A 23,298-nucleotide genomic window follows, 5' to 3' on the forward strand; every position below is an offset into this window, starting at 1 on the left:
TTTGGGATGGGTGTGTGACGTTGACGGCCTGTTGACGTACCTGTGGGTGTCAGCCTACGATCCTCGGAGTACTTGCAGTCTGACTTGGCACTTTGATGTGCTCTCATTACAATTCAAGAGACTGTCATGCCAAAAACGTGCTTTTCTCTGATAAGGACTTCTATGCTCGGTTTGCAAGGTCAGGTTGCCCCGCAAAGGTCATTTGCTGTCACCTCGCGGCCTGATGCGAGCGACCTGGCAGGGGGCAACTGACATGGATGCGCAGGCATTGCCATATCCCCAGGCCCTCTCCGTCCTCGACCAGCAGCCCCGCGTGCGCGACTTCCTCACGCGCGCCCTTGCGGAGGACCGGTTGAGCCAGGCCTATCTCTTCCTGGGCGCCCCCGGCGCGGGCATGGTGGAGGGTGCCTTTGCCCTGGCGACGTGCATCATCTGTCCCCGCGGCGGCGACGCGAGCTGCGACGAGTGCATACGTGTGGCCCACCGCACCCATCCCGACGTGCGCTACCTCAAGCCCGAGAGCGCCACGGGGTACCTCGTGGGCCAGGTGCGCGAGCTCATTGACGACGTCCCTTTGGCACCCGTGCGCGCCCAGGCCAAGGTCTATATCCTAGACGAGGCGGGGCTGCTCCGCGGTGCGGCTGCCAATGCCCTGCTCAAGACCATTGAGGAGCCGCCCGAGGGCACGTACTTCGTGCTCATCGCCCGCTCTGCGGCGTCGGTGCTGCCCACGCTCGTCTCGCGCTGCCAGCAGGTCCCCTTCCGCATCGTGGCACCGGATGCCGCGGCGCGCGCCGTGGAGCGGGCGAGCGGCATCACGGGATACGAGGCGCGCGTGGCGCTCTCCATCACGGGAGCGCCCGGACGTGCGGCCGAGTTTCTCGCCTCGACCAGTCGTCGCGAGGTGCGCCGCAAGGTGGTGCGTACCTTGGGGGAGCTGGCTCGCGATGATGCGTGGGACGTGCTGTGCGCTGCGCGCGACATCGTCGATGCAGTGCACGCGACGCTCGACCAGGTGAGGTCCCGCCAGGAGGCGTCACGTGACGAGAGTGCCGACTATCTGAGCCCCGCAGCACTCAAGCGCGTGGAGGCCGCCAACAAGCGCGAGATAAGTGCCCGCGAGCGTTCGGGTATGATGGAGGCGTTGGCTGCCGCCGACTCACTCCTGCGCGACGTGCTCGTGCGTATCGAGGAAATCGGCGAGCCGGTGGTGAACGAGGACGTGAACGACCCCATCGACCGCATCGCGCGCTCCGCATCCTCGGAGGGCTGTCTCCGCGCGCTCGAGGCGCTTGCGCAGGCACGGGACGACCTCGCCCACAACGTAACACCTCAGCTGGTCATCGAGACCATGCTCCTCTCTGTCAAGGAGGCACTCGCATGCCCACCGTCGTACCGGTAAGGTTTCACTATGTAACGCACGACCTGTGGTTCGATCCCAAGGAGACGGGCGCCCAGGAGGGTGACCACGTCATATGCTCCACGGAGCGTGGCCAGGAGATTGGCTTGGTGACCATGGATGCCCGGGAGGTCGATGCGGACACCCTCAGGGACACCGTGGGCGATGCCCCCCTGCGTGCGGTGGTGCGCATCGCCTCGCCCGATGACCTCGAGCATGCCGAGCGGCTTGCGGAGCGTGGCGAGGACGCCCTGCCCACCTTCCGTCGCCTGGTGCATGGCCTTGACCTGGACATGAAGCCCGTGGGGGTGGAATACCTCTTTGGGGGTGGCCGCGTGGTGTGCTACTTCTCTGCGGAGGAGCGCGTGGACTTCCGCCAGCTCGTGCGCGAGCTCTCACGCGAGCTGCACGAGCGCGTGGACATGCGCCAGATCGGCGTGCGTGAGGAGGCGGCGCTTGCCGGTGGCTATGCCCACTGCGGCCAGGAGCTCTGCTGCGCCCGCCTGGGCCGCGAGTTCGAGCCCGTCTCCATCCGCATGGCCAAGGAGCAGGACCTGCCCCTCAACACGTCAAAGATCTCGGGCGCCTGCGGCCGTCTCATGTGCTGCCTGCGCTACGAGTTCGACGCCTACCGCGACTTCAAGCGTCGTGCCCCCAAGCGCAATGCCGTCATCGAGACGCCGCTGGGCAAGGCCAAGATCGTGGAGTATGACACGCCCAAGGAGCAGCTTGCGCTGCGTCTCGAGAGCGGCAAGCAGATCCGTGTCCCCCTGGTCGACATGGACACGTCGGAGGCGGCCGTCAGGAAGAGCGAGGAGCTCTCGTGCCCCTGCCGTCCCGACACGGTGTCGCGCGAGGCGTTGGAGCGCCTGCAGTCACCCGAGGTGCAGATGGCCCTTGCCGAGCTTGACCGTGCAAACGGCGTGATCCCCCAGGAGACGTTCAACGAGTCCGACATCTTTGTGGAGAGCCGATCCCGCCGTCGCCGTCATGGGGGGAAGGGACAGGGCGCGCCCGAGGCGCGCGGCGAGGGTGGGGGGGCCTCGGAGGGATCCAGGCGACAGCGCCACCGCCGCAAGAAGGTGCATGCAAACGACGTCGCCCCGCAGGCGGCGCACCACGAACAGGGCGGCGCACAGCATGCCACGCGCCATCGCCGCCGTCATCATGAGGGCACGGAGGCGCAGGGCGATATGCAAGCCAAGCGGGCAGGGGGCAAGGCCCAGGGCCGAGGACGTTCGGAGCGCCGCCGGCCCGGTGACCGTGGTGGACAGCAGGCCAAGCAGCACCATCGCCCGCAGGAGGGCGATGGTGCCTCCGCCCGGACGGCGGGAGAGCGCAAGCCGCGCCGGCGGCGCCATCGCGGCGGTCGCGGTCGTGGTGGCGCGGTGGGTGGCCCCTCTGTCGGCACGACCCCCTCGGGTGAGTAGGTCATCATGTACGAGCTCTCGACCGAGTACTGGTTTGACAGCGCCCACTTCCTGACGGGCTATCATGGTGCGTGCGAGAACCTGCACGGCCATCAGTGGCGCGTGACGGCCTACGTCACCGCCGAGTCCCTCGGGGAGGCCGGCACGCAGCGGGGCATGGTGGTTGACTTTGGGGTCCTCAAGCGCATCGTGCGCGAGGAATGCGACAAGCTCGACCATACCCTTCTCGTGGAGGAGGGCTCCCTCAAGTCGCAGACCATCGCGGCCCTCGAGGACGAGGGATTTACGCTCACGATGCTACCCTTCCGCACGACGGCGGAGAACCTGGCGCGCTACCTGGCCGAGCGTCTCCGCGACCGCGGACTGCCCATCAGCAGGGTCGACTGCAACGAGACGCCCAACAACCGCGCGAGCTACGTCGTCTAGCTGAGTCTCCAAGCCCCTTACAGCATGAGGCTCTCCTGGATGATGGCGTGGGACGGGGCAGACGCCTTGCGCACAGGGTGGAACGGGTGTGATGCCGGAGGGCACAGGGGCGGATGGGTGCCCTCCGGCATGTTGCGGTGCTACTTGTGCGGATAGAATCCGGACGGCGCCTCGCTGAGGTTGATCATGATGTTCTTTGCCTGCGTGTAGTGATCGAGGATGACCTTGTGCGTCTCGCGGCCGATGCCGGAGCTCTTGTAGCCACCGAACGGTGCGCCGGCTGGAATCTGGTTGTAGGTGTTGACCCACATGCGGCCGGTCTCGATGCTGCGGGCCACGCGTAGGGCGCGGTTGAGGTTCTGCGTCCACACGGCACCGCCCAGGCCGTAGTCCGACTCGTTGGCCATTGCGACGACCTCGTCCTCGGTCTTGAACTTGATGACCACGGCAACGGGGCCGAAGATCTCCTCGCGGGAGCAGGTGGCCTTGTTGTCTATGTCGGTGATGAGCGTGGGCTTGAAGAAGGTGCCGTTGGCACAGGCGCCCTCGGTGCAGGGCTCACCGCCGCAGGCGATAGTGGCGCCCTCCTTGCGGGCGATGTCGATGTAGCGCATGACCTTCTTGGCCTGTGCCTCGTTGACCTGGGCCCCCAGCTGGGTCTCGGGGTCGAGCGGATCGCCGATTCTCACCTTGTTGAACTGCTCGACGGCCGCCGCCACGAACTTGTCGTAGATGCCCTCCTGGACGAAGACGCGGCTGCCGGCGCAGCACACCTGGCCCTGGTTGAAGAGGATGCCCAGCTGCAGGCCATCGATGGCCTGCTCGAAGCTGCAGTCGTCGAAGAAGATGTTGGCGCTCTTGCCGCCCAGTTCGAGCGTGGCGGGGATGAGCCTCTCCGCGGCAGCCTTCGCAACCGAGAGGCCCACTTCGGTGGAACCGGTGAAGGCGAGCTTGCGGAAGCCGGGATGCTCGAGCATCCACTGGCCTGACCTCGAGCCCCTGCCGGTGATCACGTTGATGACGCCGGCGGGGACGACGTCGCCGATGAGCTGCATGAGGACGAGCAGCGACAGGGGCGTCGACGAGGACGATTTGATGACGGTGCAGTCTCCGGCGGCCAGCACCGGGGCGAGCTTCCAGGCGCCCATGAGGAACGGGAAGTTCCAGGGGACGATCTGACCGACGACACCGATGGGCTCGCGCAGGATGAGGCTCAGGAAGCCGCCGTCGAGCACGCTGGCGGAGCCCTCCTCGGTGCGGATGGCTCCGGCGAAGTAGCGGAAGTGGTCGGCGGCCAAGGGGATGTCGACGGCCTTGGTCTCGCGGATGGGCTTGCCGTTGTCGAGGGTCTCGACCTCGGCGAGCAGGTTGGCGTTGGCATCGATGATGTCGGCTATCCTGAGGAGGACGGCGGCGCGCTTGGCGGGCTCGACCTCCTTCCAGGAGGGGAAGGCCCTCCAGGCTGCGTCGACTGCCGCATCGAGGTCCTCTCTGGTGGCCTCGGCGCATTCGGCCAGCTTCTCGCCGGTGGCGGGGTTGGTTGTGGGGAAGGTCGCACCATCGGAGGCAGGTACGAACCTTCCATCGATATAGAGCCCGTAGGTCTTGTCCAGCTTTACGTTCATGGGTCTCTCTCCTCTCTGGGGGAACCGTCGTCCCGGTTGCCTGCCGACTGTCGGTATCCCGTAATCATACCCCATGACCATTCGTGGGTGGCCTATGGAAGAACATATCGATATCGGCAGGGGAAAGGTAGCTCCAATCGTCGATTCAGCTGAAAGGCCTGTGCCAGAGTTGCCGCGGCACGGGGCATGTAGGCGGCGTCTATTCCCGTGTAGTTGACGACCGCCTGGTGGATCGAGGAGGCCGAGGGTCGGGTGCAGTAGTCGGTGGGCATGGCAACGTTCATCCCAAGCTCGGCTGCATTGCGTTTGACCTGGGCGTCGGGCGGGGCGATGTCCAAGGGGAAGAGATTGGCCGGCGAGACATGCATGACGTTCGCGCCTCCACTCTTCCGCAGCAACAAATCCTGAATAGAGCGCAGGACACCTACTCCAAGCAGCCCGGATGGGCTTTACTTTTTTGTCAAGTTTATAGAATGTTATGCGCGTTGTATTGTGTTGTATGTGCTAATATATGGGGTGGCCTTCGAGAGCGGAGGGGCGGAAGATGTTTCTGAAGAGGACCCCACAGAGGAACGGACGGGTGAAGCTCTCTGTATGTGAGAGCTACCGGGTCGGCAAGAAGACCAAGCAGCGCCAAGTGAGGTCTTTGGGCTATATCGACGAGCTCGAGGAGGAGCATCAAGACCCCATCGAGTGGGGACGGGCCCAGGCCCTTGAGATGACTCGCGAGAAGAAAGAGGGCGAGCAGGCTCTTCCCCTCGAGATCCACCCCCTGGAGAAGATCGACAGGAGGGGGACCAACAGGAAGAACCTGGGGTGCGCGATCGCGCTTGCCGTCTACAGCGCCCTGGGGATCGAGCAAGTGCTGCGCAACTACCTGCGCGGCAGGAGCGTGGCATACGACCTCAACAGCGTAACGAGGCTGCTCGTGACAGAGCGGATCCTAGGGCCAGGGTCCAAGCGCGCAGCCTGGCAGAACAGGGAGAGGTACTTCTTCAAGAGCGACTTCACGGACGATGATCTCTACAGGGCCTTAGACGAGCTCGCGAGGGCCAAGGACAAGGTCGTCTCCTCCATGAACAGGCGGATAGCGGCCGCGGGCATGAGGGACATGTCCTGCGTCTACTACGACGTCACCAACTACTACTTCGAAAGCGACGCCCAGGACGAGCTGAGGAAGCGCGGGGTCTCCAAGGAGAACAGGAGGAGCCCGATCGTGCAGATGGGGCTCCTGCAGGACGAGAGGGGCATCCCCATCTGCTACAGGAAGTTTTCGGGCAACACCCCAGACGCCCAGACCATGATCCCCGTGCTCTCCGACCTCAAGCGCGACTACGGGATGGACAGGCTCATAGCCGTCGCCGACAAGGGCCTCAACTCGTCGGACAACATAGCGGCGGCCGTGGCCAGGGGGGACGGCTTCGTCTTCTCCCAGTCGGCACGCGGCACCAAGTCGGACGCCGCCCTGAAGAGGTGGCTCACGGACGACCAGGGCTACCGCCACATGGGAGACGACTTCAAGATCAAGAGCAAGCAGGGCTTCAAGGCCTGCCACATCAAGGCAGGGGATACGAAGGGCGGAAAGCCCAAGGACATAAGGATTCCCGTGAAGTACGTCGGCTTCTGGTCAAGGAAGTACCAGGAGCGTGCCCGCCACGACAGGGCCAAGGTGATCGAGAGGGCACGCACGCTCATTAAAAGCCCCGCCGCCTTCAGCGCCCATGAGGCCCATGGGGCGGCAAAGTACGTGAGGGGCCTCACCTTCGACAGGGACACGGGCACTATTGCCGATGCCCGCAAGCTCTCCCTGGATGAGGATGCCATCAGGGAGGCAGAGGACTTGGACGGCTACTACCTCGTCGTCACAAGCGAGACAGACTGGCAGGACGAGAAGATACTCGATGCCTACCGGGAGCTCTGGCGGATAGAGGAGTCCTTCAAACTCACCAAGTCAGAGCTCAGGACCAGGCCCGTCTACGTCTGGACGGACGCCCATATAGAGGCCCACTTCCTCACGTGCTTCGTGGCCCTCACGATCCTTCGGATCCTGCAGTGCCAGACGGGTGTCCCCGCGGCCCACATAAGACGTGAGATCAAGGCCATGTCAGCCACGAACTTCGATTCCAACTGGTGGGTGTTCGACCACAGGACGGACGAGTCTGACGCCCTGGCCGCCTCCTGTGGCCTCGAGGAGCTCAAGCTCAAGTTCCTCACAACCAAGCAGGCCAAACAGGTCTTAGCTAAGGCAAATAGGCTAACGCTCCAACACAGAGGATAGTCAGCCACCCATCAACAGAACCGCAGCTAACCAGTACTGTCTTTGCTATCTAGCTGCGGAAAATGGGATACCCCATGACCATTCGTGGGTGGCCTATGGAAGAACATATCGATATCGGCAGGGGAAAGGTAGCTCCAATCGTCGATTCAGCTGAAAGGCCTGTGCCAGAGTTGCCGCGGCACGGGGCATGTAGGCGGCGTCTATTCCCGTGTAGTTGACGACCGCCTGGTGGATCGAGGAGGCCGAGGGTCGGGTGCAGTAGTCGGTGGGCATGGCAACGTTCATCCCAAGCTCGGCTGCATTGCGTTTGACCTGGGCGTCGGGCGGGGCGATGTCCAAGGGGAAGAGATTGGCCGGCGAGACATGCATGACGTTCGCGCCTTGCTCAGCTCGTGAGTCCCGTTGAAGGGGACGATCTCGTCAATCGCTGGTTCCTGTGGAAGCGGATTCTGGTGTCGACCGGAGCGGTTATACTCGTTGGGAGGGAGGCACGGGAACGGAGGGAAGTGTCATGGCAGGACGGGCCTTGCATGGAGTCAACCTTACCGGCTGGCTGACGCTGGAGCCATGGGTCACGCCGTCCCTCTTTGCCGATTCTGGCGCCTTGGACGAGGACTCCCTGGTGATTGCGATGGGGCAGGAGCCCTATCGGCAGATGGTCGAGAAGCATCGCAGGGGCTTTCTCTCGCAGGTGGACTTCAGGGGCATTGCCGCGCGTGGCTTCAACGCCGTGCGCCTGGAGGTGCCATGGTACGTGTTTGGGGACGCCGGCCCAGAGACCGGTCCCTATGTGGGATGCATAGACCACGTCGACCAGGCCTTCGTCTGGGCAGAGGACATCGACCTCAAGATCGTGCTGGCCCTCGCCATCACGCCCGGCGAGCGTAGCTCTAGCGCCATCCTCGTGCGCAATCATGATGAGTTCTCCCGGTACCGCAACGATATGCTGGTGGTTCTGGGAACCCTCGCCAAGCGCTACTGCTCACGTGCCGCGCTCGCAGGCATCGAGGTTGCAGACGAGGTGGTGCCGCAGGTGCGCCATGGCTTCACACTCACGGATGGCGTGCCCCTCCATCAGTTGCGAAACTACTACCGTGCGGCATACGACACCGTCCGCAAGAACGCGCCGGACGCCACGGTCATCCTGCCCGATGCGGGCCAGCCGGGTGCCTGGGGCCACTTCATGGCACCGCGACGCTACCAGAACGTATGGCTTGACAGCCACCTCTACCACTATCTCGACCGTGTCGATGGGCCTGGCCCCACGGGCATCCGCGAGCTCTCGCAGCGTTCGCATAGGATGCTTGAGACGGCACGCAGGTGCGGCCTGCCGGTGATGGCGGGAAAGTGGTCCGCCTCGCTACCCTTCGCGGACTCCTCTACCACACCCGAGGGCCGCATCGCCCTGGAGCGCGTGTTCGTCTCCGAACAGCTTGCCGTGTTCAGGAAGTGCCCCGCGTGGTTCTTCCAGACGTGGAAGACCGAAGGTCGCCTGTCTGGTTGGGACGCACGGGTGGCGCTCGCCACGTTCGAGCGGGCGATGCTCGCGTGAGCACGTCTGGCGTCCCGCACGGCGGCGTGCTCTCGATGGTGGGCACGCCCATCGGCAACCTGGGCGATGCGTCCCCGCGCGTGCTGGACACGCTGCGCCAGGCGGACGTGTTACTCTGCGAGGACACGCGCGTGACCTCAAGGCTGCTGTCCCACTTTGGCGTTCGCGTGTCGCTGCAGCGTGCGGACGAGAACACCCTGGCCTCCCGCATCGCGCCCACGCTCGGGCGCATCGCGGCCGGGGAGCGCGTGGCCTTCGTGTCCGACGCGGGCATGCCGGGCGTCTCCGATCCGGGACAGCGCCTGGTGGATGCCACGCTCGATGCGGGCCTGCGCGTGGAGGTCATCCCCGGTCCGAGTGCCGTCACCTGTGCGCTCGTGGCCTCGGGGCTTCCCATGGAGCACTTCTTCTTCGAGGGGTTCCTCCCGCGCAGGCACAAGGCCCAGCTGGAGCGCCTGCGCGCGCTGGCGTCCGTGCCGGGTGCCCTTGTGGTGTACGAGAGCCCTCATCGCGTGGCCGCGACGCTGGCCACCATCGCCGAGGCGTTTCCCATGAGACAGGTTGCCCTCGTGCGCGAGCTCACCAAGCTGCATGAGGAGGTCGTGCGGGGGGTGGCCCCCCATGTGGCGGCAGAGCTTGCGGCATGCGGGGAGGTTCGGGGCGAGTGCGTCGTGATCATCGGCGCACCGGAGGAGGACGAGGCCACGTCTGTGCCCGTGCGGCCACTCGAGGATGCCATCGCTGCCGGCCTTGCGGCCGACGAGCCCCCCAGCGCGCTTGCCAAGCGCCTTGCCAGGGAGTATGGCCTTCCCAAGCCGCAGGTGTACGACCGGGTGGTGAAGGCGTCCCGCGCACGTTGACCGCCGACTCCCCCTCGATCGTGCTGACTTCCCCACGGGTTGTGCTTGGCTTTTCCGCTGAAGACGTCTCGCGTGTGGACTTGAGTCCGCACGCGAGACAAAATCGGTCGAAAAACCTCGCACAATGGGGGAGGGGCTGAAGGCTAATGGCTCTTAGCGGCAGTTCTGGTAGTAGAACACCGCCAGCTGCGTGCGGTTCCTGAGCCCCAGCTTCGTCAGCACCGCCGAGATGTGATTGCGTACGGTGCCCTCGCTGAGGCAGAGCGCACCGGCGATCTCCTTGTTGTCGAGGCCATCGGCCACGGCACGCACCACATCGCGCTCGCGTGTGGTGAGGGGCGACAAGGCGGACTCGTCCGGCTGCACTGGCGCCGAGGCGGCGCCCAAGGCCGTGGCTCGTTCCAGCACCTCGTCCCCCAGCACGGACTGCCCGGCCATGACGGCGCGCAGCGCCGGGGCGATGGTGTCTATGTCCTGCTTGATGAGGTAACCACGGGCACCAAGGCGCAGCGCACCCGTGATGTACTCGTCATCCGAGAAGGTCGTGAGGAAGACGATGCGTGCGGTGGGGTGCGCGCCAAGGATCTCGCGTGAGGCCGTGAGGCCGTCGCCGTCGGGCATCTGGATGTCCATGAGGAGCACCTCGGGAAGCTCGTCCTCAAAGAGGCGCACCGCATCGGGGCCGCTGGTGCCTAGACCGACGACATCGATGTCCTTCTCGGCAGACAGGATGAGGCGGAGCGATTTCGCGACGATGGCGTCGTCATCCACCACGATGACCCTCATGTGCCCACCTTTCTGGGAATCGATGCGAAGACCTGGAAGCGTTGCGCATCGAAGTCTGTGTGAAACGTGCCCCCCAGGGATTCCACGCGCTCACGCATGGCACGCAGCCCCAGTCCCCGTTCCGAGAGCTCGCCCGCTTCCATGCTGCCCGTGGGCATGTCGCCATCGTTCTCTATGGTCAGCTGCCACAGGCCGGGGAACTCGCGCGCATGGATGGTGGCCGCACGTGCGTGCGCATGGCGCTCGGCATTGGTGAGCGCCTCGCGTGCGACGGCGACAAGGCAGCGCGTCGTCGCGGCGCTGGGCGTGTCCCTCAGGCCGTACTCCACGCTCACCCGTGCATGGGGACTGCGCACCGCAAGCCTATCCAGCTCGACGCGGAGGTCCATCGCATGGTCATCCAGGGCATGCACGCTCGCACGCATGGCATCCATCGTCTCGTCGAGTCCGGACCGGAGCTCGTCCAGCTCACCCGTGACACATACGTCGTCGTGATGGACGAGCCTGAGCGCGGCGACCTGGTAGATGAGGCGCGTCAGGCTATGACCCACGCCGTCGTGCACCTCACGGGCCATGCGCGTACGCTCGGCAAGGGTGGCAGCCTGCGACGCCTCACCACGTGCGTCCTCAAGCTCGCGGTTTTGCGCGCGCAGCGCAAGCAGGCGGTCCGAGAGCTCATCCTCGGTCTCGTACAGACGCCCGCGTGCCTCGGCAAGGCGCACCTCCCTTGTGGCAAGCAGCGCACAGACCGTAGCCGCAGCCAACGTGACCGCAGCTATGGTGGGGTCGCCTGCGGCATGTCCGGCGGCGAAGGCGCACAGCCATGCGACGTGCAGCCGCCAGGGCACGTGGAGCGCGAGCTCGAAGGTTGCGAGGGGAAGCGCTGCCGTGGCGCCTGGTGCAAGGGCCATGACGCATGCGGTGACGATCGCCACCGCTCGCGCCACCTCCCCGCCTCGCGTTCGCATGAGGCTTGCGAGTGACGTGAGGGTGATGGCGGCGACGAGCCACGCCACGCCCACGGCATCGGTGCGTCCACCGAGCACGGAGAGGCAGGCACAGAGCACGAGCACGAAGGTCTTGTCCACAGCACGTTCCATGGTGTCATTGTACGGGAGTGATGGCGTGTCCTGCCATCGACCTTCCACCATGACAGGTGTCATGGGTCGGATGGGGTGGCCTTATGACGTTCCGCACTTCCCATCTCGTGGCCTTCCCACGAGAATGACAGGTGTACGCGATGGGTGCAAAAGCCAGGTGCCCACACGTGGCATCGCCACGTGTCGCGCCGCCCCCATCGACGGGAGCATCGAGAAGTGCCGAGGGAGCGGGACATGCCAACACAGACTGTCGTGCACGTGGATAACCTCGTCAAACGCTATGGGGGCCTCTGTGCCGTCAACCACCTGAGCCTGGACATCGCGCAGGGTGAGATCTTCGGCCTGCTCGGTCCCAACGGCTCGGGCAAGACCACGACCATCAACTGCATCCTGCAGCTGCTGCGCTACGACCACGGTACCATCGAGCTCTTTGGCACACCCATGGCGCCTACGGCCTACGATCTCAAGCGGCGCATCGGCATCGTCCCGCAGGCGGTTGCGGTCTACGACGAGCTCACGGTGCGTGAGAACATCGACAGCTTCTGTGCGCTCTACGTGAGCGACCATGCCCGCCGTCGCCAGCTCGTGAACGAGGCCGTCGCCTTCGTGGGGCTCGAGAAGTTCCAGGGCTTCCGACCCAAGAGGCTCTCGGGGGGCCTGTTGCGCCGCCTCAACATTGCCTGTGGCATCGCGCACAGGCCCGAGCTCATCATCCTCGACGAGCCCACGGTGGCAGTGGACCCTCAGAGCAGGAACGCCATCCTCGACGGCATCCGTCGCCTCAACGAGGCGGGTTCCACCGTCATCTACACTTCGCACTACATGGAGGAGGTCGAGGAGCTTTGCAGTCGCATCATGATCATGGACCACGGCCGCTCGGTGGCCGCCGGCACGGTGGACGAGCTCAAGGCCATGGTCTCGGTGGGGGAGCGCGTCACGGTGGAGCTTGCGGACGTTTCCGAGCAGGTGGTTGATCAGGTGCGTCGCCTCCCTCACGTGCGCTGCGTCACCGTCGACGGCATGCTACTGCGCATCGGGTGCACGGCGGGCGGCCACAACCTGGCCGACGTCCTCGGCGTGCTCACGGATGCCGGCGTTGCGTACGGGCGCGTGCTCTCCGAGCCACCGACCCTAAATGACGTGTTCCTCGATATCACGGGTCGCGCCCTGCGCGACGAGGCATAGGGGGCTTCCATGCGCTGCAGCCTCAAGACCTGCGTCATCGCCCTCGTGCGCGAGAAGACGCTCCTGTGGTGGGCCTTCCTGTTTCCCGTCGTGATGTGCCTGCTCTTCATGGGGATGTTCTCCCACCTCGATGCCGGCTATGCCGAAGCCACCACCAGGCTTGCCGTGGTGGAGGATGCCAACTACCAGGGAGCCTACGGGCTGCCGGAGACCATCGAAGCCATCAGCTCGCCCGATGCCAGTCCCAAGGTCGCCGACGTCACGGCCTATGACACCGAGGACGCTGCCCTGGCGGCCACCAACGCCGGTGACGTTGACGCCTACCTCATGGTGGATGGGGATGGCATGCCCCAGCTCCATGTGGCGGCTCGCCTGAATGGCGAGCTGCAGCCTGCCGTGCTCGAGGCCGTGCTCGACAGCTACCTGCACACGAGGAACGGGATTGCGACACTCCTCGAGCGGGACCCACAGGCACTCGAGGATGCCTCCACCGTTGCGGCCTTCCGCTCGGATGCCGTGCGGACGGTGCGCCTTCAGGCCACGAAGGCGGCTCCCGATGGCAAGGTGCGCTACTACTTCGCCCTTCTGGGCATGGTCGCGGGCATGGGCATGATGCTTTCCTCCCAGGCGCTGCGCCGCGTGCTTCCGCGGTGCAGCGAGGTCGGGGCTCGCGTGGCGGTGGCTGGCACGCCTCGCTGGCGCATCCTAGCGGCCACGATCCTGGGCTCATGGCTCTGCGAGTTCGCGGTCATGCTTGCGGTGGTCGCCTTCATGCGCCTCGTCTGTGGCGTGGACTTTGGGAGCAACGCCCCGCTCGTGACGCTCGCGGTGCTCATGTCGACCCTTACGGCCTGTGCGCTGGGCAGCCTCATCGGCACCTTCGCGGGTCTCACGGGAGGCGGGACGCCTCTGGTGTCTGCTGTCAGCTGTGGCCTCTCGTTCTTCACAGGGCTCTATGGCGCCGCCTCCCAACAGGTGAGCGATGGCCTTGAGGCGGGCATGCCCCTGCTTGCCCACGCGAACCCACTCTGGCAGATGACGCACTGCTTCTTCTCGTTGCTGTACTACGACACCCTGGCGCCGTTCTGGTGGAGCTGCCTCATGCTGGTGACAATGGCGCTCGCGTTCTTCTGCCTGGCGGCACTCAACATGAGGAGGGCGTCCCATGTCTAGCTTCAAGACCTGCCTCAGGATCCTGTGGGGTCACAAGGTGGTGCTCCTCGTCTACATCGTGCTGCTCTCCCTGCTGGGGCTTCTGATGGGACTGGGGTCCGGGCATGACGACACGACCTCCTACGAGCGGGCCGTGCCCAACGTCGCCGTGATAGACCGCGATGGGTCCGCCCTCTCGCAGGCGCTCAGGGCCCATGTGGAACGGGGCAGCAACACGGAGACGATCGCGGACGACCCGCTTGCCATCCAGGATGCCATCGCCAAGGGGAGCGTCTCGTATATTCTCGTGATTCCCGCGGGGTGGGGCCAGGGTCTCATGGATGCCGCGGCGGCGGGCACGAGCGCACCCGACCTCGAGACCTATGTCTCATACCAGTCGGCCGAGGGCTCGCTCGTGGACGTCGAGACCGTGGGCTATGCGCAGGGGCTCTATGGCAGCGCGGCCACGATGGGTGGCGACCAGGAGGAGGTGGCGTCCCTCACGGACGGCGCCATGGAGGAGCGCACGGCAACGAGCATCGCCCGACAGGACGCGACGCCCCTTTCCGATGCCTTCGAGTTGGCATGCAAGTTCTCCACCTATCCGATGCTCGCCGGCATCTCCGTCTGCATTGCCATCCTCATGGAGAGCCTCAACGCCGAGGCCGTGCTCGACCGGAGGTTGGTGGCGCCCACGACAGCACGTCGGCGCAACGGCGGCCTGCTTGCGGTCTGCATCCTGCTCGGCGTCGGTGTGTGGGCATGGATATTTGGCCTCGACGTCCTCCTCTTCGTCCGCGGGGAACTTGCCACCTCCCCGGCTCAGGTGGCGCTTGTGGGTGGCTCCCTCGCTGCCTACGCGTTCTTCTCCGTCGCAAGTGGCTTTCTGCTTGGACAGCTGCGTCTCTCGGCGAACGCGGCGAACGCCTTCGCCAACATTGCGGGCATGGCGATGTCCTTCCTCGGTGGTGCCTGGGTGGGACTGAGCCTCCTGCCGGACGCGTTGGTCACCCTTGCGCACTTCACACCTGCGTACTGGTGCTGTGAGGTGGTGACATCTGCCGTGAGCATGGTTGACGTGAGTCAGCAGACAGTGCTGCCGCTCGTGGGCCAGATAGGCATCGTGGCGCTCTTTGGTTGCGCCGTGCTCACCGTGGCGCTGCTGGTGGGTCGCAACCGTGGCCGCGACGAGCTGGCCTAGGTTGCCCCATCGTGCCTAGACGGCATGGCGATGACGAGTCGTATGCAAAATCTCGGTCCTCTCGGGCGGCAGCATCTGGATGCCTCATCCCTATACCTGCGCTGATGGAACGGAAGGCACCTGCGTGATTGCATACGACTCGGAAGGTGCCCCGCACGGTCGTGGATGCTAGGCCACGGTCCCCTTGGGTAGAAGAAGGATGACGCGACACCACAAGGGGTCAATCCCATGGCCCAGATGGGAGACGATCATGATCGATGAGAGGGCACTTTGGAACATCAGTGCTGGTGTCTATCTCTTTACCTGCACGGATGCGGATGGCAAGCGGCCCATCGGCCGCACGATCGATGCGGTCTCGCAGGCGAACGCCAAACCTGCCATCATCACCGTCTCGCTGCACAAGGGAGGCCACAGCTCCCATGTGGTCAAGCCGTTTGGCCACTTCAGCCTCACCGTGCTTGCCAAGGACGCACCGATGGATCTCATCAAGGGGTTTGGCCTGCGCTCGAGCAAGGACAACGACAAGTTTGCGGGCCTTGAGGTCAGGCACGACGAGCAGGGCGTCCCATGGGTTGCGGACGGCGCGCTCTCCCAGATATCCTGCGATGTCAAGGCGATCCTGGATGAGGGCGACCACCTGCTCATCCTGGGCGAGGTCACGGGGTCCCAGGTTCTCGCGCAGGGAGAACCAATGACCTACGGCTACTATCGTTCCCTCAAGTAGGTGGGGGCGGCGGGGATGGGCTGACGGCCCGGGCCATCCGTGTGCCAGCGGCCCGGGCGTGCCCATGGGGATGGTCGTCGCCCTCGAGCCCCTCTTCATCATGTACCTGGAAACCTTTGCCACCACCTCCAGCGCACCTCACGGGTGTTCGGCATGGGCAGCGACGAGCTGGCCCGCGATTCCGTGTGCGCGCTCTTCAAGAACCAGGGCGTCTATACAGCTGCCTGCCGTAGGCCACCTTTCGCCGTGGGATGTGGCCTGCGTCGCCCTCGGGCCAGGGTCTTGGCACGGGTGTCCGTCGGTCTACCGCAGACGGCCCATCTGAACTGCAACTATGCACGTTCCTGTACTTTATGCTGGTAAACGGCATCATAGGGACCGTACGCCATGCGCCTTTTGTCCATGGGTGCCCACGGGCGGGCGCCCATGACGGATGGTCGCGGGCCATGGCACGCCCCAGCCTGGAGTCTTCGAGGTGGCCGGGATACCGCGTGGTGACGCGCGGCACCACTCACTACAATGCAAAAGGTTGATCGCACAGAGCACTGAGCTCGTTTCCGAGGGGACCTTCATGCCAAGCCTGCAGGACCAGATTGCATCACGTCGCACCTTCGCCATCATCAGTCACCCCGATGCGGGCAAGACGACCCTCACCGAGAAGCTGCTGCTCTACACCGGCAGCATCCAGACGGCAGGCTCGGTCAAGGGCAAGGCGAGTGCCCGGCATGCCGTCTCGGACTGGATGGACATCGAGAGGGAGCGCGGCATCTCCGTGACGTCCTCCGTCCTGCAGTTCACCTATGGCGACTACTGCATCAACATCCTCGACACCCCCGGTCACCAGGACTTCTCCGAGGACACCTACCGCACGCTCATGGCTGCCGACGCCGCCGTCATGGTCATCGACGGCGCCAAGGGCGTGGAGGCGCAGACCAAGAAGCTCTTCCGTGTGTGCACGCTGCGTCATATCCCCATCTTCACCTTCGTGAACAAGCTCGATCACGATGCGCGTGACCCCTTCGATCTCATGGAGGAGATAGAGACGGTCCTGGGCATCGGCACCTACCCCATGAACTGGCCCATCGGCAGTGGTCGCAGCTTCAGGGGCGTGTTCGACCGCTCCTCGCGGCGCGTGCTCGCCTTCGAGGGGGATGGCCACGCCAACGTCACCAAGAGGGTCGCCGAGGTCGAGGCGGAGCTGGGCGATTCCACGCTCGACGGGCTCATCGGGCAGGAGAACCACCAGGAGCTGACCGACGACATCGAGCTTCTTGACGGTGCGGACCACGAGTTCGACCTCGACGCCGTCCGCACGGGCCGGCTCACCCCGGTGTTCTTTGGCTCGGCCCTCACCAACTTTGGCGTGGAACCCTTCCTCAAGGACTTCCTGCGCCTGGCCCCAGCGCCCCTGCCCTACACGGACGAGCTCACGGGCGAGCAGGTTGCTCCCACGTGCGACGACTTCTCGGGCTTCGTGTTCAAGATCCAGGCCAACATGGACAAGAACCACCGCGACCGCATCGCCTTCGTGCGCATCTGCTCGGGAAGGTTCGAGCGCGGCATGGACGCCTATCACGTGCAGGGTGACCGCCGCCTCAAGCTGGCCACGGGCACCTCGATGATGGCCGATGACCGCGCCATCGTGGACGAGGCCTTTGCGGGCGACGTCGTGGGCCTCTTCGACCCGGGCGTCTTTTCCATCGGCGACACCGTGTGCACGGGTAGGCAGCACGTGCGCTACCCCGGCATCCCCACGTTCGCGCCGGAGCACTTCGCTCGCGTCACGCAGGTGGACACGCTCAAGCGCAAGCAGTTCGTCAAGGGCGTGGAGGAGCTCGCGCAGGAGGGTGCCATCCAGATCTTCCGCGAGCTGGGCTCAGGCATGGAGAGCGTCATCGTGGGTGTGGTGGGCGTGCTGCAGCTGGACGTGCTGGAGCGGCGCCTCAGGAGCGAGTATCACGTGGCCGTGAGCCGCAGCCCGCTGCCGTACACGCAGATCCGCTGGGTGCAGAACGGACCCGACGAGCTGGACGTGCGCGCGCTCGACCTCTCGCGCGACACGGCGCGCGTGGAGGACATGCGCGGCGCGCGCCTGCTGCTCTTCACCAACGAGTGGAACGTCGACTGGGCCATCGAGCGCAACCCCAAGCTCAGGCTCTCCGAGTTCGGCAACGTCTCGGTGTGAGGCCACGTCCGCCCTGCGCTCAAGGGAAGATGACGGTGCGCTTATGCGAGTGCGGGATGTCATGATGTTTATGTATCAAAATAAGGCTCTCTTCCTGTCATGCTCTGCAATGAGGGTAAGGTGGACCCTGCACTGAGGACACGCAGCGCGTCGTACGTTTGAAGATCATCTGGTGGAGCTGGGCATGGTGAGGGTGCCTCGACTCCATCCTTCCATCCGGTACGTGCCACCTGATTCGAAGGGACGCTCATGACCGCCCGTACCTCCAAGCCGTTTGAGAAGACCGCTCAGTTCTATTGGGTGTTCGTCGTGCTTGCCGCCACCTTGTATCTGATCACGTCTTTTCCTGGCATACTGGGCACCCTCTTCACACTGGCGCTCCTCGCGGTGATGGCCGCTGTCATTCGGTCAGTGGAGGGCGGGTCTGATGCGCGTGAGCGCGACGGGTCTGACGGCGCTCCCCTCGGAGGGGCGACCGAGGTGGTCACGCTCGGCTCTTCCATCAAGGGCCGCCTTGGTGGAAGGCGGCCTGTGCGCATGCCACGAAGACCCAAGAGGTTCCAGAGCATCTTCATGGCGCTCTATGTGGTGGACTCTGTCGTCTTCGCACTTGTGGTCGTTGTGCGTATGCTCGCGTCTGGCAAGGGATACCCATCGTTTGCCCTGCTTGATGTCATGTCGCCCGATGATTCATATATCCTTGACCTCATTCTGATCTGCGCGGCGCAGGGAGCCTTTACGCAGGGGATCTTTCGCTTCCTGGCATTTGGTGCGAGGTATGCTGGCCCCGCGCAGGAAAACGACCAGCAGCATGGCCAGCATGAGGACAAGGACGTCCTCGTGAAGGACGATGCGCAGGACAGGGACCGATAGGCCAGCTCACGACGGAATCGGTGGTGCCTGGCCTGCCATGATGGCGGACCAGGCACTGTGACGTGCAGGCCCGCCTCACGCGTTACGCCAGGCGCGCCTCGAGGGCCCCGATGATCCTGTCGCCCATGGCAGTGGTACCCAGCACGCGATCGGCAGGCGAGGCCCCATCGGCGATGTCCGCGGTGCGCCAGCCGGCGTCGAGCACGTCGTCCACGGCACCGGCCAGGGCATCCGCCGCCTCGTCCATCTGGAAGCTGTAGCGCAGCATGAGCTCCACGGAGAGTATCTGCGCAAGCGGGTTGGCGATGCCCTTGCCCGCGAGGTCGGGCGCGGAGCCATGGCTGGGCTCGTAGAGGGCCGTGCCATCGCCCAGCGAGGCGCTGGCGAGCATGCCGAGCGATCCGGTGAGCATGGAGGCCTCGTCGGAGAGGATGTCACCGAAGGTGTTCTCGGTCACGAGCACGTCGAACTGCGCCGGGTTGGCCACGAGCTGCATGGCACAGTTGTCCACGAGCATGTCCTCGCCCTCGACGTCCTCGAACTCCTCGTTGAGGCGGTGGTTGACCTCGCGCCACAGACGGGAGGTCTCGAGCACGTTGGCCTTGTCCACCGAGGTCACGACCTGGCTGCGGCGTGCGGCCGCCTCGTAGGCCCAACGCACCACGCGCTCGATCTCGTACTCGGCATACTCCATGGAGTCGGTGGCGACCTCGCCGCTCGTGCCGTCCACACCGGCACCGTCGACGTCGTGCACGCGTTCGTGTGTGCCAAAGTAGAGGCCGCCCGTGAGCTCGCGCACGATGAGCAGGTCCACGCCATCCAACCGCTCCGGGCGCAGGGGGGAGGCGTCACGCAGTGCCGTGTAGATGCGCACGGGCCGCAGGTTGAGGTAGAGGCCGAGGCTCTTGCGGATGGCAAGCAGGCCCTGTTCGGGGCGCACGCTCGCGGAGGGGTCATCCCACGCGGGACCGCCGACGGCGGCAAGGAGCACGGCGTCCGCCGCCTTGGCCGCCTCGAGCGTCGCGGGGGGGAGTGCCGTGACCTCCTCGCCCGCGGTACGCGTGGCATCGATGGCAGCGCCGCCGATGAGCTGGTCCTCGCAGACGAAGTCCACGTCCGTGGCCGTGCCGATGACGGCGAGCACGCGCTTGGCCTCGGCAAGGATCTCCGGGCCAATGCCATCGCCGGGCAGGGTGACGATCTTGTAGGTGGTGTGGGCCATGCTATGCCTCCTTGTGGGCGAGCAGCTTCCTGGTGCGGGCGACCAAGCCGCCCTCGTTGATGATCTCCTGGATGAACGGTGGGAAGGGCTGGGCGTCGAAGCTCTGGCCGTAGGTCTCGTCGCGCACCGTGCCCGTGTCGGCGTCCACGCTTACCACGTCGCCGTCCTGGATGGCATCCACGGCCTCGGGGCACTCCAGGATGGGCAGGCCGATGTTGATGGCGTTGCGGTAGAAGATGCGCGCGAAGCTCTTGGCGATGACCACCGAGACGCCCGCGGCCTTGATGGCCACCGGTGCATGCTCGCGCGAGGAGCCACAGCCGAAGTTCTCGTCGGCCACGATGATGTCACCGGGCCGCACACGGCTGGTGAACGTGGCATCCAGGTCCTCGAGGCAGTGGCGGGCCAGCTCGGCGGGATCGCTCGTGTTGAGGTAGCGCGCCGGGATGATCACGTCGGTGTCGATGTCGCGCCCGTAGCAAAATGCGGTGCCCTTGAACTTCATGCTGTGTCCCTTCTGGTCTTGGGGGGAGGCGTGCCCTCCGTACTACTCAGACGGTGCCTCGCGAACTCGTACGGAGCGTACGTCCCCCTCGCTCATGTCAAGACGTGTCAGACCCGTGCAGCCCCGGGCTGCTCCCTCTCGGCCATCGCGCCGCGTCATCGTTCCGGTGCAGGCTACGGGTGGGGGCTGTGGCGCGCTCGGGTCCCCTCCCGCGGCCCTAGCTCAGGTCCTGCGGCAGGGCGATGTGTCCCGCGACGGCCGAGGCGGCGGCGACGGCCGGCGAGGCCAGATAGACCTCGGAGGTGGGGTCACCCATGCGTCCGACGAAGTTGCGGTTGGTGGAGCTCACGCAGCGCTCGCCGGCTGCCAGGATGCCCATGTAGCCGCCCAGACAGGGTCCGCAGGTGGGGGTGGAGACCACACAGTGGGCGTCGATGAAGACGTCCATGAGGCCCTCGTGCACGCACTGGAGCCACACGCCCTGGGTGGCGGGGATCACGATGCAGCGAACGGAGGGGTCGACGGTGCGTCCGCGCAGGACGTCTGCCGCGGCCCGCATGTCTTCGATGCGACCGTTCGTGCAGGAGCCGATGACCGCCTGGTCGATGGCGATGTGGCGGCTCTCAAAGACGGGGTGGGTGTTGGAGGGGAGGTGGGGCCAGGAGACGGTGGGGATGACGTCCGCCGCGTCGATGTGGATGACCTGCCGGTAGGAGGCGTCCTCGTCGGGGTGGTACGCGCGCAGGGCATGCTCGGCGCGCCGCTCGACGTACGCGCGACACCTGTCATCCACCTCGAAGAGGCCCGCCTTGCCGCCAGCCTCGATGGCCATGTTGGCGATGGTCAGGCGCCCCTCGATGGAGAGATGCTCGATGGTGGATCCGGCGAACTCCATGGCGCAGTAGAGGGCGCCATCCACGCCGATCCGGCCGATCACGTGGAGGATGATGTCCTTGGCCGAGGCCCCCTCGGGCAGCTCGCCCTCGATCTCGAAGCGGATGGTCTCGGGCACCTTGAACCAGGCGCGGCCGGTGGCCATGCCCACACCGGCATCCGTGGAGCCCACACCCGTGGAGAAGGCGCCGATGCCGCCGTAGGTGCAGGTGTGGGAGTCGGCACCAATCACGAGGTCGCCGGGGACCACGATGCCCTGCTCGGGCAGGAGGGCATGCTCGATGCCCATGCAGCCCTGCTCGAAGTAGTGCGTGATGCCCATCTCATGGGCGAAGTCACGTGTGACCTTGGTCTGCTCGGCGCTCTTGATGTCCTTGTTGGGGGAATAGTGGTCAGGCACGAGGAAGATCTTGTCCCTGTCCCAGATGCCCGCACCGATCTCTCGCACCGTCTTGATGGCGATGGGGGCCGTGATGTCGTTGGCGAGCACGCCATCGAGGTCGCACTCGATGAGCTGTCCGGGGACGACCTCCTCGAGGCCGGCGTGGTCGGCGAGGATCTTCTCTGCCATGGTCATGGGGCGTGACATATGTCTCCTATCTTCTCCCTTTCCTGTGTGGTGCGCATGCGGTGGGCCGCGGTGACGTGGCCCTATTGGCGTGTGACGAGCGAGTCGACGAACTGACGTGCGCCGCGGGCGGAGCGTCCGCCCCGCCTCGTGGCAAAGCGCTCGGCGAGCAGGTCGAGCTCCCCCTCGTCCATGGTGACGTGGTCCGCTTCGGCAAGCTGATGCACGATGTCGAGGTATGTAGCCTTGTCGGGCCTGTGGAACGAGACGTGGATGCCAAAGCGATCCGAGAGCGAGACGATCTCCTGCAGCGTGTCGTTGAGGTGGACGTCATCGCCCTCGCGATCCGAGAAGGTCTCCCGCACCAGGTGGCGGCGGTTGCTCGTGGCATAGATGGCAACGTTGGCCGACTTCGCCGAGACGGACCCCTCGAGGATGGCCTTGAGTGCGGCGAAGTTGTCGTCGTCGCGCGCGAACGAGAGGTCGTCGATGAAGATGACGAAGCAGAGCGGGTTCTTCGTGAGCTCGTCGAGCAGCCCCGGAATCCGGTGGAGCTGCTCCTTGTGCACCTCGAGGATGCGCAGGCCCTCGGACGCCAGCTCGTTGGCGACGGCCTTGACCGTGGAGCTCTTGCCCGTGCCGGCGTCGCCGGTGAGCAGGATGTTGGCTGCCGGCCTGCCCGCGAGGAGCGCCCGCGTGTTGTCGAGGATGATGCCCTTCTCGCGCTCGTAGTCCGCAAGGTCGGCGAGGCGGATGGGGTCGGGATGGTGCACGGGTACGACCTGGCCGGCATCGTCCATGCGAAAGACGTGGTGGCGAGCATAGACGCCAAAGCCATGGCGATGGATGTCCGCCAGGCGCTCGCGGTAGATGCCCACCAGGTCCGTACGCTCCACCTCATAGCGCGCCAGCGTGCCGCGCAGTTCCGTCGGCACGTGTGTCAGAAGGTCGTCCGGCGTGAGCGCCGCAAGGCGCGCGAGCGTCTGCAACTCGGCGTCGGCGGCATCCGCCAGCACGCGCGGGACCTCTGCCCGCGCGCCCCTGCGGCTGAGATAGACGTTCTCGTCATCCAGGACCACCTCCTGCACGTGGGCACCGAGCGAGCAGGTGCCCGTGGCGAAGAGCTCGGAGACGAAGCCCGCGTAGGCCTCGGCGAGGGGCGCGTCATCGTGGCCGAGGCCCGCAGCGATGCCGAGCGTGTCGACCAGGGCCGCAATCACGGGGTCATCCAGCACGGCGCGGAAGACCACGAGGGTCCTCATGCGCATGCAGAGCTCCTTGCGTTCGTCCTCTGTCATCCCTCGTCCCCTCTGATATATGGGCGCTCGATGCA

General features: G+C 65.4%; 19 protein-coding genes. 12 read left to right on the plus strand and 7 right to left on the minus strand.

Annotated features, from left to right (window positions below):
• The first annotated feature begins 253 nt into the window (after positions 1–253).
• The 3 genes from J2S71_RS07055 to J2S71_RS07065 are packed head-to-tail and all read left to right on the plus strand — an operon-like array spanning position 254 to position 3,255.
• A complete protein-coding gene (locus tag J2S71_RS07055) occupies positions 254–1,402 on the plus strand; it encodes a DNA polymerase III subunit (RefSeq protein WP_307390181.1) in 1,149 nt (382 codons plus the stop codon).
• Entirely contained in the window at positions 1,381–2,829 is a 1,449-nt protein-coding gene (locus tag J2S71_RS07060) for a PSP1 domain-containing protein (RefSeq protein WP_307390184.1), read from the plus strand. The genes J2S71_RS07055 and J2S71_RS07060 overlap by 22 nt, the downstream gene beginning before the upstream one ends.
• Positions 2,830–2,835: 6 nt before the next feature.
• Positions 2,836–3,255, plus strand: a complete 420-nt coding sequence (locus tag J2S71_RS07065; protein WP_307390187.1) for a 6-pyruvoyl trahydropterin synthase family protein — start codon at positions 2,836–2,838, stop codon at positions 3,253–3,255.
• Positions 3,256–3,395: 140 nt separating this feature from the next.
• On the opposite strand, the gene J2S71_RS07070 is transcribed toward J2S71_RS07065, so the two are convergent.
• Positions 3,396–4,880 (minus strand): aldehyde dehydrogenase family protein, encoded by a 1,485-nt coding sequence (locus J2S71_RS07070; RefSeq protein WP_307390190.1) that lies wholly within the window; start codon positions 4,878–4,880, stop codon positions 3,396–3,398.
• A gap of 544 nt (positions 4,881–5,424) precedes the next feature.
• Between J2S71_RS07070 and J2S71_RS07075 the strand changes: the two genes are divergently transcribed.
• The 3 genes from J2S71_RS07075 to rsmI all read left to right on the plus strand — a co-directional run bounded on the left by J2S71_RS07075 (position 5,425) and on the right by rsmI (position 9,570).
• Positions 5,425–7,158 (plus strand): IS1634 family transposase, encoded by a 1,734-nt coding sequence (locus J2S71_RS07075; RefSeq protein WP_307387966.1) that lies wholly within the window; start codon positions 5,425–5,427, stop codon positions 7,156–7,158.
• A 511-nt stretch (positions 7,159–7,669) separates the two neighbouring features.
• On the plus strand, positions 7,670–8,710 hold the full coding sequence (locus tag J2S71_RS07080) for a glycoside hydrolase family 5 protein (RefSeq protein ID WP_307390193.1): 1,041 nt from the start codon (positions 7,670–7,672) through the stop codon (positions 8,708–8,710).
• A 35-nt stretch (positions 8,711–8,745) separates the two neighbouring features.
• Positions 8,746–9,570, plus strand: a complete 825-nt coding sequence (gene rsmI / locus J2S71_RS07085) for a 16S rRNA (cytidine(1402)-2'-O)-methyltransferase (RefSeq protein ID WP_307392447.1) — start codon at positions 8,746–8,748, stop codon at positions 9,568–9,570.
• A 153-nt stretch (positions 9,571–9,723) separates the two neighbouring features.
• Here the strand turns inward: rsmI and J2S71_RS07090 are convergent, their stop codons facing one another.
• Together J2S71_RS07090 and J2S71_RS07095 are read right to left on the minus strand one after the other, a co-directional pair.
• Positions 9,724–10,356, minus strand: a complete 633-nt coding sequence (locus tag J2S71_RS07090) for a response regulator (RefSeq protein WP_021725325.1) — start codon at positions 10,354–10,356, stop codon at positions 9,724–9,726.
• Positions 10,353–11,456, minus strand: a complete 1,104-nt coding sequence (locus J2S71_RS07095; protein WP_040650946.1) for a sensor histidine kinase — start codon at positions 11,454–11,456, stop codon at positions 10,353–10,355. Before J2S71_RS07095 ends, J2S71_RS07090 begins: the two co-directional genes overlap by 4 nt.
• A gap of 234 nt (positions 11,457–11,690) precedes the next feature.
• Between J2S71_RS07095 and J2S71_RS07100 the strand changes: the two genes are divergently transcribed.
• From J2S71_RS07100 to J2S71_RS07125, 6 genes are all read left to right on the plus strand, one after another.
• A complete protein-coding gene (locus tag J2S71_RS07100; protein ID WP_307390197.1) occupies positions 11,691–12,641 on the plus strand; it encodes an ABC transporter ATP-binding protein in 951 nt (316 codons plus the stop codon).
• A gap of 9 nt (positions 12,642–12,650) precedes the next feature.
• Positions 12,651–13,814: an ABC transporter permease gene (locus J2S71_RS07105; protein ID WP_307390200.1), complete on the plus strand. Its 1,164-nt coding sequence runs from the start codon at positions 12,651–12,653 to the stop codon at positions 13,812–13,814.
• A complete protein-coding gene (locus J2S71_RS07110; protein ID WP_307390203.1) occupies positions 13,807–14,994 on the plus strand; it encodes an ABC transporter permease in 1,188 nt (395 codons plus the stop codon). The genes J2S71_RS07105 and J2S71_RS07110 overlap by 8 nt, the downstream gene beginning before the upstream one ends.
• A gap of 250 nt (positions 14,995–15,244) precedes the next feature.
• Complete coding sequence (locus J2S71_RS07115) at positions 15,245–15,718, plus strand: flavin reductase family protein (protein WP_021725330.1); 474 nt, start codon at positions 15,245–15,247, stop codon at positions 15,716–15,718.
• A 571-nt stretch (positions 15,719–16,289) separates the two neighbouring features.
• A complete protein-coding gene (locus J2S71_RS07120) occupies positions 16,290–17,903 on the plus strand; it encodes a peptide chain release factor 3 (RefSeq protein ID WP_307390207.1) in 1,614 nt (537 codons plus the stop codon).
• Positions 17,904–18,152: 249 nt separating this feature from the next.
• Positions 18,153–18,776 (plus strand): hypothetical protein, encoded by a 624-nt coding sequence (locus tag J2S71_RS07125; RefSeq protein ID WP_021725348.1) that lies wholly within the window; start codon positions 18,153–18,155, stop codon positions 18,774–18,776.
• Between the two features lie 82 nt (positions 18,777–18,858).
• Here the strand turns inward: J2S71_RS07125 and leuB are convergent, their stop codons facing one another.
• From leuB to J2S71_RS07145, 4 genes are all read right to left on the minus strand, one after another.
• Positions 18,859–19,998: a 3-isopropylmalate dehydrogenase gene (gene leuB / locus J2S71_RS07130; RefSeq protein WP_307390212.1), complete on the minus strand. Its 1,140-nt coding sequence runs from the start codon at positions 19,996–19,998 to the stop codon at positions 18,859–18,861.
• A gap of 1 nt (position 19,999) precedes the next feature.
• A complete protein-coding gene (locus tag J2S71_RS07135; RefSeq protein ID WP_021725307.1) occupies positions 20,000–20,503 on the minus strand; it encodes a 3-isopropylmalate dehydratase small subunit in 504 nt (167 codons plus the stop codon).
• Positions 20,504–20,720: 217 nt separating this feature from the next.
• Positions 20,721–21,986 carry a 3-isopropylmalate dehydratase large subunit gene (gene leuC / locus J2S71_RS07140; RefSeq protein ID WP_307390216.1) on the minus strand — a complete coding sequence of 422 codons (1,266 nt, stop codon included), beginning with the start codon at positions 21,984–21,986 and terminating at the stop codon, positions 20,721–20,723.
• 62 nt (positions 21,987–22,048) lie between these two features.
• Positions 22,049–23,263, minus strand: coding sequence for an ATP-binding protein (locus J2S71_RS07145; RefSeq protein WP_307390219.1), 1,215 nt, complete (start codon positions 23,261–23,263; stop codon positions 22,049–22,051).
• Positions 23,264–23,298: the final 35 nt, after the last annotated feature.

Source organism: Olsenella profusa DSM 13989, from assembly GCF_030811115.1.
Lineage (GTDB): Bacteria > Actinomycetota > Coriobacteriia > Coriobacteriales > Atopobiaceae > Olsenella_F > Olsenella_F profusa.